The organism is Rhodopirellula sp. UH5, assembly GCF_056839225.1.
Map to the genome: position 1 here is coordinate 7,197,294 of NZ_CM166390.1, position 14,276 is coordinate 7,211,569.

A 14,276-nucleotide genomic window follows, 5' to 3' on the forward strand; every position below is an offset into this window, starting at 1 on the left:
ACCGAGAAGAAAAAAGTGGCCCACGGCAGGGGGGATCGCGAAACACAACAGGTGTGAATCTGCAACGGAAGTTCATTCAACCGACCCCACGAGCTGCCATGATTTCTCACGCTGAGAGGTGAAGGAGGCTGTGTTGGTCTGCAGTTGAACCCAAGATCCATTTGGTTGGTAGCGGTACTTTTGATCGTTTTCGATGGCGACCAAGTGCACCCAGCCGTTTTGCAACAAATTGCGTACCGTGGTGTGAGCGGCGATCACTCGATCGATTGCCTCTCGGTTGGCAACCACAACGGTTTGGAGTCGCAACGGTATGTGTTCGATGTGTTCACCATTTCGGAGGGATTGTTCCGGCAGACCGGCCTGAAGATCACCCCCATTGCCGGAGAAGATTCCAAATTGGCCGACCACGTTGTGGACGGTTTTGCATCCGCTTCCAAAATGATGCGAATCCACGGTCGAGGCGTAGTACTGCATGTTGATCCAGTGTGCGACGACCATGGGGGCGGTCATGATGGATTCCAAGACGCGACCGCTGGGGTCGGACTGTGCATGGTAGCTGTGTAGGAAGGCACGGCCGTCCAAGGCAATTTCTCGCGTCAAGCTTCGGGGGCCAATCAGCATGCTGGCGTTGCCCGCCAGTCCCCATTCGGGACGCGATTGCGACCAGTCCGCGGCTCGGGCAGCCAGCGATTCAGAAGAGCTTTCGTCCAACAATGGCAGGCGTTCGCATCGAGTCAATTCGCTGCCCTCGTTCCCAATGCTTTGCAACTGCGCGACTCGAGATTGATGCGATGGAGGAATGGATTCGGTGTCCAACCATTCGATCTGATCGGTGGTGGTGTTGTGCCACGCCGCCAAGAAGTGAGTGTCCGCTCCAATCTCAATGCCTCGCTCGGCCAATCGCGTTTGAATCCGTCGATCATTCAATAGAGTGGCGGCCAACCGAGCGTTGGGGGCACCCGAGTGTCCGCCGCAGGCGCCGCAGTCCAATCCAGCGGACATCGCGTTGTTGTCGGTTTGGCTGGCGTGCCCGCACAAAACAACGAGCGGGGCGAAGTGGTTGGTCAGTCCCATCGTGGTCAGCAGGCCTTCGGCCAGGTCCGTTTGTTGGTCCAGATCGATGCCTTGTTGCAACAGTCCCTCCAGATCCAGTGAAAGCGTTCGCCCCTCCGCGGTCACTCCAGGTTGGTTGTCGGGAGCAGACTGACGAAGGTTCTTTCCCAGCAACCGACCGACCAACTCGACGCCATCGAGCAGTCCCAGGGTTTCCACGAACGAAAAGCAGCCCACGGCGGAAGTCTGGAATTGCTTCCACCGTTTTTTCCACGTGCTGATTTCTGTTCGGCGTGCCGCCTCGGTGGTCGTGGGGGTGGAACTGTGCGGGACGAGAGGATGTTGGCCGGAGCAAGCGGAGACGCAGTCGGATGCCTTTTCCTGCAGTGAAAAACTCGATTTCAGCAAGACCGGGGCGTGGACATCGCCAGAGGCTTGGCCCAGCGGAATGTACTCGAATGGCAGTCCAAAGAACCCTGCCACACCAATTGTTTCGATGTCAGCGGAGACGCTTTCCAGATGCCTCCGCAATCGCTCGGATCGAACGTCAATGCAAAACGCCATCTGGGCGATCGGACGCGACGCCGGTTGATCGAGATTGGCGGCCGATTCGGACGCATCGGGGGCAGGTGATGGCAGCGAGTCCAGCAGTTGGTCTCGATAGGCAATTTCCGACGCTCGCAGAAGGATCTTTCGAAACTCTTTGCAGGAGTCGTCGGAGGAAGCTGCGTTCAGCTTTTGAGCATTCAACCGCGATGTCCAGTCGACTTCAAACGCGAAGGCTTCGGAGATCGCGACGTCGTAGGCCAATGACATCGCCAGGAAGCCACGGAAGTCGTCGTGTTGGAATTTGCCGGATCCGAGCGGGTCGGTTTGCAAACCTTGGTACTTGGTCCAACCGCTCCAACCAGGCATCGAAAAGGCATGTGCCAACAGAAACGTTTCCCAGAGCGATCGTGGAAGATTCATTCGTTGCAGCAAATGAACGATCGTCGCTTCGGCCGTGTGAGGCAGGTCGTTCACAAACTTTCGAAAGCCCGGCAATCCGAGGATTTCGATTCCGCGATCACACCGCGCGGTGTTTCGCCAGGCTTGATACAGAGGCAGGTTCTGCCAGGGGTTCCCCCACTTCGATTGGCCTTCGTCGTAGTGAGCCGAGCAATGCTTGCCGATCTCTTGGTGAACCATTTCAGTCCAGTCCACCGGTCCGTGGGCCGTCAGTCGTGAAGCAATCGTCGCGATCGGTGGAAGCGGTTTCGCCTTCGCCGAAGAGCAATCTTTCGATGCCGCAGCCGACGAAGCCTTGGTCAATGCTTCCAGCACCTCATCCACAACAGACAATGCCTGGTCAGCTCCATGATTCTGAACTGCCGTGGCGGTCTCGTTCACCGCGGCTTCAATGTGGGGCCGCTGCAGTGCTCCGGATCGAAACTGCGAGGCAAAGTGTTCCATCGTCGGCAGCAGTTCACACTGCGAGAAGACTTGCAGGTGGTCTCGGGATTCGAAGAAGGAACGTTCTGTGAAACCGGCGTACGGATTGACTGCGACCCAATCTTTGAGCGGCCAAACTAGAGAGACCGCTTCACAGACTTGATCCAGTAATTCCTCGAGCTGTCGATAGACATGTGGGTCTTCGTACGCGGCGGGCACAAACACGCTGAGTGATGGGTCATTGGATTTGTGATTGGACGTGGACGTGGACGTGGACTTCGATGAGTGATGGATGGTCTTCATGGCATGTCTGTCTGGGTTGGCTGGTGTGAATTCAGGATGCGTTTGAAACACGAAACGGTGGTCAGGGCCTCGCTCAGGAGGTGGCGAGCAACCGGAACACGCGACGAATCCCGTGTTCGATGTAAAATCCGTTGGTCGCGTGAACTTGCATCGCGTGAACCCAGGGAAGCTGAGTGGCGGAAGCGAAACGGGTTTGCAAGAAGTACAAGCCGACAAATCCGAGCACGACCAGGGTTCCCACGACGCGGCTGTTCAGAAGTGAAGCGGACGATGGAAGGCTGGTTGAAATCAAAGCGTCGGCTGCGAGAAACCCGGTGACGTAGAGAAGGCAGATCAATGCCGCCATGGCCATCGACTGCAGCACCAAGCGTCGGGATCCTGAACGCATGGCCTCGGCGATCCAGTGAGTCACAGCCAGACACAGAACGCTGCCTAGGATCCAACCGCCGGGTTTCTCGATTGGCGAGAGACCGAACAGCATCCATGTGACGGCAAACAGTGAGCAGCTGACCGTGAATGCGAATCCCGTTTCGTACCAAGTGAGCGCTCGGTTCCATTGGCTTGCACCGGCAATCGCTTTCCGATCGCTGATGACGCTGCCCGAGCGTAAGAAGGCGTTGGATTTGTACAACGAGTGCGCGACGAGATGGATGGTCGCTGGGACGAAGGCTCCCAAACCACACTGCAGCATCATGAATCCCATCTGTGCGATGGTGGAATGGGCCAGTGACTTCTTGACGCTGGTCTGGGTCATCAGGACGATCACAGCGACCAGCGTGGTGATCAGTCCCACCATCGCCATCGTGTTCATCGACAGCGGTGACAACGCGAATACATTTGCGAACCGAATCACCAGGTACCCGCCCGCGTTGACGATTCCCGCATGCATCAGGGCGGAGACTGGGGTGGGCGAACCAAGCGTTTCAGGGAGCCAAGAGTGAAATGGGAATTGCACGGATTGGCTGGCCGCGGCAACGAACAGCAGGAAGCAGGCGGCCACTAAGATTTGCGGTGGCGATCCAGCATCCAGTTGCATCTTCTTGGCGGAGTCAAAGATGTCGGCCAGCACGAGCGAGTCAAACTCGAGAGAGAGCAGACCGAAGGCTGCGAACAAGGCCAGATCGCCAATCCGGTTGATTGCGAACTTGGTCCAGGCGGCGCGACTTGCACCGGGTTGCTCTGGTTTCAGCAACAGCAAAGAGTGCAGGCCCAAGTTCATGGCCACCCAGGCGAACGCGAATCCGATCAAGTTGCCCGAGGCGATCATCCAACTGACCGCTCCGATCGCGACCGCACTGAATCGAAAGTAGCGGGTCTGATTGAAGTCCCCATCGAGATATTGAATCGAGTACTGGCACGTGGCCCAGCCGATGAAGCTGACGAGAACCAGCATCAGACCCGAGAGACCGTCGTACAGAACCCAGTTGGTCGGATGGAACACACCGAGGATTCCCGTCTCCGCGATCGGGCGAGGAACTCGCATGATCAAGTGCACCAACAGCGTGGCGACGCATACCAAGCACTGGGTTGCGACGATGAAAGTGATCCCCTGCCGCCAACGGAAGCCAGTCCGGCGACCAAGCACATCGGGAACCAACGCCGCAAACAGGAGGAACGTCGGAAGGATCACCGGCAGCAATTTCAACCAATCAGGCATCTCTCAATTCTCCTCAAAGCGGAAGTGGAATACGCGAACACTAAAGCACGACAAGGATGTCGTCAATTATGTTTCGTCAAATCCGTGGCGGAGGATGAGGTGGAATGGTCGAGGATCGGCGGCGGTTTTGTCCTGGAACGGTTGAAATGCAAGGGTTGGGCAGGTTTTTTAAGTCGCGAATAAATTTTCGTATTTCGATGGTACAATTCGCCTTTGCGAGGCACGCCGTGGCGTGCTTGGCTTTTCACCACCGATTTCGAAGGGAACCGCGGCCCAGGCGGAATGGATCCATGGCAGCGAAAAAAGTCACTCGTGGCAGTCGAGCAACACGGTCGCCGAAACCCGACGCCAAATCCAACGTGGCGAAGAAGGCGATCTCGCTGAAGCAGAACACAGCGGAAACACGCCCCGCCGCACGGTGGACGTTTCTGACCAATCACGCGCACGTGTTGATCGTCTTGCACGCCCAACCCGATCAGGTTCTTCGCGAGGTCGCGGTTCAGGTGGGGATCACGGAACGAGCGGTTCAGCGAATCGTTCAGGATTTAGAAGACGAGGGCTTCATTCGTCGAGAGAAGGTTGGCCGCAAGAATCACTACGAGGTGCTGACTGACCAAGCGTTGCGGCATCCGATCGAAGCCCATCGCCACATTGGTGACCTTCTGAAATTGATCACGGGATGATCGAAATGGGAGCGTTCGAAAGGCGGCGTGGTGGAGGATCACGCTGCGATGATTGACGTTGCAACGGTTTGGACCCACGCGGCGGTTGTCGTCAAGCGGCGTCGCATGAAGACGTGTCGAGCAAATCTTGTTTGTTGGCGATCAGGCAGACGACTTGGATGAACGAATCGACATGCATCTTTCGCAGAATATTGGCGCGATGAGCTTCCACTGTTTTGACTGAGATATCAAGTTGGGATGCGATTTGTTTGGACAGCCTTCCATCCATCACCAAAGTCAAGATTTCGCGTTCCCGTGGGCTCAATGAATCAACGCGTTTCAGAAGACTCTGATCGGTTTGCCATCTCAGACGCCGCTGTTGATCTTGCTTCATTGCCTCGCGAACACGAGCAATGAACAACCCACCATCCAGTGGCGTGTCAAAGAAGTCTTGGGCGCCGCTTCGCATTGCCCGAGCTAAGTCGCAGGTTCGAGGTTCGCCACCCACGATGATGTAGGGTGGGCAGTAACCTTTCTCGCTAATCTGTTCTGCGAGTGTGATGCCTGCGACCAAAGAATCGCTCAGGTCCAACACCATGCATCCGGGGATGTCAGGGTTGTAAGTCTCGTAGAACTGGCTGGGGTGGTCGAACGAAACAACTGCCATACCATTCGATCGCAACAAAGTTGAAACCGAGTCCCCACGCGAGGGAGATTCTCGAATCAGAAAAACAGTGGACTTGTTCACGTGAGTGCCCCTGATCAGTGAAGTGCGTAACGGATTTTCCGCACCGAGATGATTGTTGTCGCCGTTGCGTTTCAAGTGGGGGCATTCACTTGAAACGCATGTTCTCAAAGGACTGTTGTCGATTCGATACACGGGTCGCAGTAGTGGCCTTATCGGCGCCGCCCTCGAGAGGCGAGATTAAAAATGCACCTATTGAAAGAAAAGGAAGTCGTCTGGTGGTCCCAAAGTCGCATGCGGGGGACGAGGCGGATTGGGGGGCGTGCCATTTGTGATTTTGCGCTAAGACGCATGTTGTCGGCACTCAAATGGGAGTTGGATGCTCGCTGCGACGCACTGCCGCGAACAAGAATCTCTGCGCCGATAATTCGAGGCTCAGCGAAGGAAACGCAAATGCGAAGTTCTTGTCAGAACCAACTTCGCATTTGCGGAGCGTGTTTGCGCAGGACCGCAAGTGGCTCACGGTCACATGTCGCTCCAAGTGGAAAATGGCTGCGGAGCGTTCCCCTCCTTTGTCATTCAGTGCAACCGTTATTCATGTGAGTTGACAAAGAACCGTTGGGCGGCGGACATCTTTCGAAACGCTGCAGCAGAGGGGACCGCTATCCACACCCTTGAGGATGCGAGGATGCCGCCGTTCTCAAACGGCCCAGGCCAAGTGGCTTGAGTGACATCTCAACTTCCAAATCGTTTCCACTGGATCTTCTGTCCGTGGGAGAGGCGGCAAACTCACACGAGAGAGGGGGGGCTGCGCAATGGGGTGCAGGCGTCCGTTATGAGTTGAGAATGAAGGCGTCATGCCGTGTAGGGAGAACTACCAGGGGGTTTCCCTATGGGTAAATTGAGCCGCGAAAGGCGTCGTGTGAGGGGGGAAGGTTCTAGGGTTGTTAGCCAACGAATGGAGTCGCCGGCTATCACGCCCTACCTATGAGTGATGCGATTGAAATGATTTCACCGCGTCCTGAATGAACAGTGACAACATGGAAACCTGGATCCTGCACGAATGTGATGACAAAGCGAATGCCCTTCAAAAGGGGATTCGAGACCTCGGATTGCAATGTCCACCCGAGCGATCGGTGGAACTCTGCCCAGAAAGCGATGCGACCGTTGACCCGTTCAGCGGTGAACGTCTTGTCTTCCTCGTTGTGAATCAAATTCAGACGGAACACTTCACGGTGCTGCATGCTTTGAAGCATGCCGGCGATTGCAAAGTCGTTGTAGTAGCGACGGAGGTGAATCCCGATTCGATCTTGGAGTTGTTTCGTGCCGGAGCGACCGATTTTGTTCGCTGGGGCGAATCCTTGATTGATGAGGTTGGCAAGGTCATTTCGCGATTGCGATCGGAAACGGTTCACAAGCGATGTGACGGCAAGATGCTGGCGGTCATCCCGACGGCGTCCATCAGCGATTCCAATCTTTTGTCCTGCAACTTGGCAGCCACCATTGCTGGTCAGTTGGGCGAATGTTCGCTGATTGATATGCGGGTCGGCGGGGGCGACTTGGCCGCGATGTTGAAGTTGGAACCGGAGCACACGCTGCGATCGCTTTTGAACCAAGATGATGGCGTGGATCAATCGATGGTGGAACAAGCCATGGCGTGTCATCCCTCCGGCATCAAACTGTTGGCCAGCCCACCGATCTGCAGTCGGATGAGTGAGTTGAAGTCAGAGTGGTGCGAGACCATTCTCAACATGGTTTCGGCGGGCCACACCTGCTCGGTCGTGCATTTGGACGATCCGATTCAAGCCGAAGACCTCGGAGTGTTGGAATCGTTTGACGCCATTGTGCTGGCCACTCGACTCGACATTGTTTCGTTGCTAAGGACGAAAGAGTACCTGCGGTTTCTAAAGTCGAAGCAGAAGTCCGACGCTTCGATTCATGTGATTGCGATGGGGACGGGACACGCCGGCGAGCTCCCGGTCAAGTCCGTTGAAAAGCTTTTGAAACTCAACGCAATTCACACGATTCCGGACGATCCCGTTGCGGTGACGATGTCGTTGAACATGGGCAACCCGATCGTCTTGGAGTCATCTTCGTCACCCATTGCAAAAGCGATCCGGGAGGCGACATGGACCATTCCGACGATTCGTGATTTGGTACGACCCGACAACCTGTGCCCGCCTCCGCGACCGAAGGGGTTGCTCAACAGCATTGGACTTTCCTTGGTGTCCGGGCTGATGCCGCAGACGCACTAGATCTGTCCGAGCCAGTCTGCGGAGAAGCGGTCCGTCTGCTTTCACTGGCTCGAACAAATCGGGTGCGCAGTCACTTTCCTTTCGCCGACCACCATTTCATTTCGTTGCGACGGACCGCTTCCAACTCCAAAGGAGAACCATGATGATTCGATCAGCAACGATTGATCCCGAAGCCCGTGAGAATCGGTTTCAACAATTGAAAGCCGAGATTCACGAAAAGCTAATCAGCGGGATCGACATGGCCGTTTCACGGTCAGTCAAAGAAGACCGTCTGCGAGAAGAATTGCGGCGTGGTGCCGAGCATTTGTCTCGCATGCACTCCGATCTGCTATCGCAAGCGGAACGTCAGCGACTGATTGATGAATTGGTGGACGAAACGATGGGGTTGGGACCTCTGGAACCGTTGATGAGAGACCCCACGATCTCAGACATCCTGGTCAATGGACCGGATTGTGTTTACGTCGAACGAGGCGGCGTGTTGGAGCCAACGCCGATCAAGTTTCGCGACAACGATCACTTGGTCGACATTGTGCGGAAAATCGCGGGCCGCGTGGGACGAAGGATTGACGAGTCCAGCCCAATGGTGGACGCACGATTGTTGGACGGCAGTCGATTGAACGCGGTGATTCCACCGTTGGCGTTGGACGGTGCGTTGGTTTCGATCCGTCGATTTTCGGCCAAACCGATCACGGCCAAGTCGTTGATTGAATCGAACTCGGCCACCCCGCTGATGTTGGAGTTTCTAGCCGCCTGCGTTCAAGCCCGAATGAACATCCTGATCTCGGGAGGGACGGGCAGCGGCAAGACGACTCTCTTGAATTTGCTGTCAGCGTTTGTGCCCAAGGAAGAACGGATTGCCACGATCGAAGACGCGGCGGAATTGCGTCTGCAACAACCTCATGTTGCCCGGATGGAAACTCGCGCATCCAACTTGGAAGGCCGAGGGCAAGTGACGTCTCGGGATCTGTTGTGCAACGCACTTCGAATGCGACCCGATCGCATCATCATGGGTGAGTGCCGAGGTGCCGAGGCATTTGACATGTTGCAAGCAATGAACACGGGACACGACGGTGGAATGTCGACCATCCACTCGAACGATGCTCGGGAAGCGATTCATCGATTGGAGATGTTGGTCAGCATGGCGGCGACGGATTTGCCCATGTGGTTCATCCATCGGCAAATCGCTTCGGCGATTCACATCGTTGTCCACGTCACGCGGATGCCGGGCGGTGAACGCAAAATCGTTCAGATATCAGAAGTCACCGGTGTGAACGGAGAAACGGTCAACATGCATGACTTGTTTGTCTATCGGCAGGCGGGAGTGGATGACGAAGGTCGGACCCAGGGGCGTTTTGAGGCGAAGGGGATCATCCCCCAATGCCTGGATCGCTTGGGACGCGCCGGTCGGAAGTTTGCCCCGTCCAGTTTTCGGGAAACGATCACTGCCGATGAACGAGTCAACGGTTTGCGGAGGTCACGATGATCACTTGGTTGATATTCATTGGCATCTTCTTCATCGTCGCGATCATGGTCTTCGGGGCCAGCACGGTGTTGTATCAACAGGTGCTGCGATACCAATTTGGAATTCACGAGCGATTGGCAACACTCAGCCGTGAATTGGATGAAACTGACTCGGCATCGTTGTTCAAAGAGTGGTCGCAATCCGGTTCGAACAGCATGTTTCAGGGATTGTTCCGAGGCTCCTCGTTACCAACTCTGTTGAACCAAGCGGGGATTCCGTGGACCGTGAAGCGATGGTGGATCACCGTTTCGGTGCTGGCGTTGGTGAGTGCGATGTTGGGGGCGTACTGGGACATCCGTCTGGGAATCGCGACGGGATTGATTGGGATGATGTTGCCGTTCGTGTTTCTATTCGCCAAGCAAAACGCAAGGAACCAGCAACTCAGTCGGCAATTGCCGGAAGTCTTCCAGTTGATCAGTCGCGCCGTTCGGTCGGGGCAGACAGTGACCTCAGCGTTGCAAATGATCGCCGAAGATTGTCCCTCACCCATTCGAGAAGAGTTCGCTCTTTGTTACGAGCAGCAAGAACTGGGAATGTGGCGTGAGCTCGCGTTTCGAAAGCTTGCCGAGCGAAACCAGGTGATGGAGCTTCGGATCTTTGTTGTCGCTTTGTTGGTGCAGAATCGATCGGGAGGTGACTTGGTCGAGTTGCTCGACAACCTGTCCAAGATGGTGACCAAGCGTTTGCGACTGCGAGATCGGATCAAGGCGTTGACGGCAGAAGGCCGGATGCAGGCCTTGGTCCTGATGGTGCTGCCATTTGTTGCTTTGGGAGCCATCGTTTTGTTTTCGCCTGAATACGCGGAAACGCTTTTGGAACGTCCTCGGTTGCTTGTTGCGACCGGTGTGTCACAAGGCATTGGTGCGTTGTTGATCCGTCGAATCGTCCACTTTGAGTATTGAATATGTTTGGTTTTTTGATGGGGACGCAGTGGATTGCGATCGGTGGCATCTTTGCGACCGTGTCGGTTCTGATCTACCTGGCATTTTTGCTGTGGGATCCGTATTGGCGGATCGTGGATGGCCGTGTCGCCGAAATGGCTCGCGAGGATGAGTTGGAAGACGTCGGTCCCGGAGACTCATCGGACTTCGGAGCCTCCAAAGAAGTGGCCAAGAGTGGGGCGTCTTGGTTCAGTGGCCAAAACAGCCTGAACCTTGAGAGTCAGCTGATCAACGCAGGGATTCATCATCGCGGTATGCATCGCAAGCTGTCGGTGCTGCGTTGGTTGTTGCTGTTGGTGCCACCGCTCGTTCTGGGATCGCTTTGGTTCCGAGGGGACCTGCCGCTGAACTGGGCGGTGCTGGCGAGTTCGCTGTTCATGTTGCTGGCTTACTCCTTGCCAGTCATGTGGCTGAACCGAGCCGTCAAAAAGTATCACCAAATGCTGCGAGCGGCGTTGCCCGATTTCCTGGACCTGATGGTGGTCTGCTTGGACGCTGGGTTGAGTCTTCAAGAGAGTGTTAAACAGGTGGGAGAAGAGTTGCGTTGGATTCATCCCGGGTTCACTCACGAAATCGATTTGGTCCAACACGACATTGATCTTGGTTCACCGGTCGACAAAGCGATCCGTCGGTTCGCGGATCGATCGGGCTACGATGCACTTCGCACGCTGAGTTCTTTGATCCGTGAGGGCCAGCGTTTCGGGACGAACGTTTCTGAATCGTTGAGCGGGCACGCTGACATGTTGCGATTTCAACGTGAACAAGCCGCCGAAGAGAACGCACAGAAGGCGTCGGTGAAGATCATTTTGCCGACAATGTTGTTCATCTTTCCGGCGATCTTCATCGTGTTGGTCAGTCCGGCGGCATTCAAGATCCAGGAGGCGTTTGCGGGTCAATGAAAGTTCTGGAAATGAGGTGGATCCATCGCCGCAGGGGAAAAATCGGCGACGCACCAGGCCAACGTGCCGGCGCAACCGCGACCGAATTTGCGATCGTGTTGCCGATGTTCTTGTTGCTCGTGTTCGCCTGTTGCGATTTCGCGAGAGTCATTCAGTTTCGGCAATTGGTCGCCAACGCGGCTCGCGTCGGAGCGACGCGCGGAGCGTTGAATCGGTTCACCGAGGCAACCGAAGCCGATTGGCGAAGCGATGTGGTGGATGTGATGCGAGAAGAACTGAGCAATCTTGCCTCGGTCGATCCGGCGGATTCCGTGATCGACGTTACTTTTCGTGAGCTACCCAGTGGCGTCCGGGTGGTGGAAACAGAAGTGACGGTGCCGTTTCGAACCGTGGTTCAGTGGCCGGCACTTCCCAAGGAAATCCAAGTTCATCACCACGCCGAATTTCACCAGTTTCGATAGGGATGTGGCATGATTGTTTCAAAGCAACGACGGTCGATTCATGCGTTGGGAAACCGACGACGCGGAGCGAGCATGGTGGAAGCCGTGTTCACATTGCCGATCTTCTTGTGGGGATTGTTTGCGATGCTCGATCTCGGCATTGCGGCGCTGCGAATGAATGCGTTGTCGGATGCGGCTCGTCGTGCTGGCCGGAGTGCGGTCATTCATGGATCGATGGTTCCCGAACGCAGTGGAAGTTGGGGGCCAGCGGCTTACAGCGGTGCGGTCGTTGACGCGTCCGAAATGGTGGCCTCGTTGCAACACTCGATTCCAACGATGGAACCGGAAGACGTCAGCGTGCAAATGACTTGGTTGGATGGCGACAATCGGCCAGGAGACCGAGTTCGAGTTCAGCTGGAATATCGACACACGTCGATTGTTCCCGGCATCTTGCCATGGGGCCCGTTTGACTTGGAAGGCTCGTCCACCATGACGATTGTCAACTAGGTCGACCGTGCTTTCGTTTTGAATCTCCCTTGTCGAAAGTCTTGCCGATTTTCGCTACCAGCCACTCCAACTTGACCAGGTCGTTCCATGTGCCATTTGAAAGCTGCCAATCCTTGTGATCACGACGCTGTTTCATTCAACAAGTCGGCTGGGATGCGTTGCAAACGCGAGGGGAAGATCTTGGTGTCGTTGGCGATTCTGTTGCCAACTCTGTTTGCATTCACCGGTCTGGTCTTCGATGGCGGGTTGATCGCAACGGATCAGTGGGTGCAGCAGCACGCGACCGATTCGGCCGCCACCGCCGCCGCACTGAACCTGCTAGCGGGACGGGCTGATCAGATGTCGGCCGTTGCCGCCGATGTGGTTGCGAATGGTCATGCACTTGGGGCGGCCAACGTGGTGGTTCATCGGCCGCCTTCGGAAGGTGCCTACCAAGGAGATTCAAACTACGTTGAGGTCGTCACCTCGGACACGTATGGTTCGCGATTCGTCAACTTGTTCGGCGGTTTGCGAGAGCATCCGATGGTAACGCGATCGGTTGCGGGAGTGGACTCGGTCAACCCCGGGGCCGCGATTGTGATTTTGGATCCCGACCCGGCACCCCTCTCGATCGCCGATTTGCCAACGTTGTTGCAGAACCTGGGGCGTCTCGAACTGCAAAGTTTGGCTGTCAATCAATTTGAATTGGGGCCGATCCTTTCGACGGTCCCGTTGCTGTCGGGCGTGGTCAGTGGCCTGCTGCAGAACGAATTGCTGCAGGGCGTGATGGAGGCGACGGCGGAGATCCTCGACGATGTTGTTTCCAATGCCTTGTCGCTGCACTTGCCAGCACTCACAGCAGGACTTGAGATTGAAGGGCTGGGATGCTTGGAGGTCGATGGATCCGTGCATGTCAACAACACTTGGGGAGGCGTCAACGAACGTGGCAAGTGCGTTGGGATTGATTTTGGTTACCCACACGGAATCGCCTGCATGCCGTTGTTGTCGACCACACGCTTGAAGGCCGAGCACATTCGGGTGGTTGGCGGAGTGGATCGCGAGTGGTGTTATTTGCCGTTCGAGACGGGTGAAAGTTCACCGCTGCAAGCCAATCGTTCCCCTGTGCCCAATCCACTGGAAGGTTTGCCCTCGCCGTTGTTGAGTGGTGGGGTGGGCGGCGTGTCAGCTCCGGACACGGACATTGTCAGCGTCACGTTGTCCGCGAGCGGCGCGGAGGTGGTGCTGGACGAAGTGTTAGGAGGATTGTCGTTCTTGTTGCAGCCTTTGTTCGACACGGTGCGGGATCCCATTGAACATGCCCTGTGCAACACAACCTTCTCGCCGGGCGTGTATCGATCGATGACCGTGATCGCTCCCACAGGTGGCGTCACGTTTGAACCCGGTGTGTATGTGATTTGTGGAAAGAACCCCGTCACGGAGATTTCGCTGTGCTTGCTGGGGCCGATCCAGGCAGAGGGCGTGATGTTCTACATCACCGATGCGGCCGCCTTCGATTCTGCGGGCAACTTTGTTGACGAGGCAAGTGGGGACGGCGACCCGCCGGCTCACGGGACCACCGACATCGTGCCGAGCGTCGTGATCGCACCTTTGTTGCCAGGCGGAAAGTTGACGGGCGTGAATCTGCCGGGCAGTCCGTTGGACGAGATGTTGATCTTTCAACATCCAACGGATCGGAGGCCTATCGTGATGGAGTGCCAGCAGCTGATCGGCAACAACGATCTGGCGGGCACAATCTATGCGAAGTGGGGGCACGTCCTATTGGTTGGAGCCGCTGCGGAATACGACCTCAAGATTGCAGCGGGAACCGCTCGAGTGGTCACGCTGGGAACCACTCGGCTGGCTCCGAAGAACTTGTTCTCAGCGGCCCAGGATGTCTTCTTGGTTGAGTGATCCGGTGGGGCAGAAGCTCCAGTTGCAATCT

The 14,276-nt window shown here is 56.1% G+C and carries 11 protein-coding genes; 8 read left to right on the top strand and 3 right to left on the bottom strand.

What is annotated here, in order from left to right:
- Positions 1-72 precede the first annotated feature (72 nt).
- Positions 73-2,787: a YbcC family protein gene (locus UH5x_RS25805; protein WP_482634140.1), complete on the bottom strand. Its 2,715-nt coding sequence runs from the start codon at positions 2,785-2,787 to the stop codon at positions 73-75.
- A gap of 73 nt (positions 2,788-2,860) precedes the next feature.
- Positions 2,861-4,444 carry a proton-conducting transporter transmembrane domain-containing protein gene (locus tag UH5x_RS25810; protein ID WP_482634141.1) on the bottom strand — a complete coding sequence of 528 codons (1,584 nt, stop codon included), beginning with the start codon at positions 4,442-4,444 and terminating at the stop codon, positions 2,861-2,863.
- A 290-nt stretch (positions 4,445-4,734) separates the two neighbouring features.
- Between UH5x_RS25810 and UH5x_RS25815 the strand changes: the two genes are divergently transcribed.
- A complete protein-coding gene (locus UH5x_RS25815; protein WP_047814641.1) occupies positions 4,735-5,127 on the top strand; it encodes a helix-turn-helix transcriptional regulator in 393 nt (130 codons plus the stop codon).
- A 91-nt stretch (positions 5,128-5,218) separates the two neighbouring features.
- On the opposite strand, the gene UH5x_RS25820 is transcribed toward UH5x_RS25815, so the two are convergent.
- Complete coding sequence (locus UH5x_RS25820; protein ID WP_482634142.1) at positions 5,219-5,854, bottom strand: response regulator transcription factor; 636 nt, start codon at positions 5,852-5,854, stop codon at positions 5,219-5,221.
- Positions 5,855-6,831: 977 nt separating this feature from the next.
- Here UH5x_RS25820 and UH5x_RS25825 point away from each other — a divergent pair.
- The 7 genes from UH5x_RS25825 to UH5x_RS25855 all read left to right on the top strand — a co-directional run bounded on the left by UH5x_RS25825 (position 6,832) and on the right by UH5x_RS25855 (position 14,245).
- Entirely contained in the window at positions 6,832-8,046 is a 1,215-nt protein-coding gene (locus UH5x_RS25825) for a CpaE/TadZ family protein (protein ID WP_047814751.1), read from the top strand.
- A 142-nt stretch (positions 8,047-8,188) separates the two neighbouring features.
- Positions 8,189-9,529, top strand: coding sequence for a TadA family conjugal transfer-associated ATPase (locus tag UH5x_RS25830; protein ID WP_102017582.1), 1,341 nt, complete (start codon positions 8,189-8,191; stop codon positions 9,527-9,529).
- Positions 9,526-10,470: a type II secretion system F family protein gene (locus tag UH5x_RS25835; protein ID WP_047814644.1), complete on the top strand. Its 945-nt coding sequence runs from the start codon at positions 9,526-9,528 to the stop codon at positions 10,468-10,470. The genes UH5x_RS25830 and UH5x_RS25835 overlap by 4 nt, the downstream gene beginning before the upstream one ends.
- Before the next feature lie 2 nt (positions 10,471-10,472).
- Positions 10,473-11,408 (top strand): type II secretion system F family protein, encoded by a 936-nt coding sequence (locus tag UH5x_RS25840; RefSeq protein WP_482634143.1) that lies wholly within the window; start codon positions 10,473-10,475, stop codon positions 11,406-11,408.
- An 11-nt stretch (positions 11,409-11,419) separates the two neighbouring features.
- Complete coding sequence (locus tag UH5x_RS25845) at positions 11,420-11,869, top strand: TadE family protein (RefSeq protein WP_482634144.1); 450 nt, start codon at positions 11,420-11,422, stop codon at positions 11,867-11,869.
- Positions 11,870-11,878: 9 nt separating this feature from the next.
- Positions 11,879-12,355 carry a TadE/TadG family type IV pilus assembly protein gene (locus UH5x_RS25850; RefSeq protein WP_047814646.1) on the top strand — a complete coding sequence of 159 codons (477 nt, stop codon included), beginning with the start codon at positions 11,879-11,881 and terminating at the stop codon, positions 12,353-12,355.
- A gap of 153 nt (positions 12,356-12,508) precedes the next feature.
- Complete coding sequence (locus tag UH5x_RS25855; protein ID WP_482634145.1) at positions 12,509-14,245, top strand: pilus assembly protein TadG-related protein; 1,737 nt, start codon at positions 12,509-12,511, stop codon at positions 14,243-14,245.
- Positions 14,246-14,276: the final 31 nt, after the last annotated feature.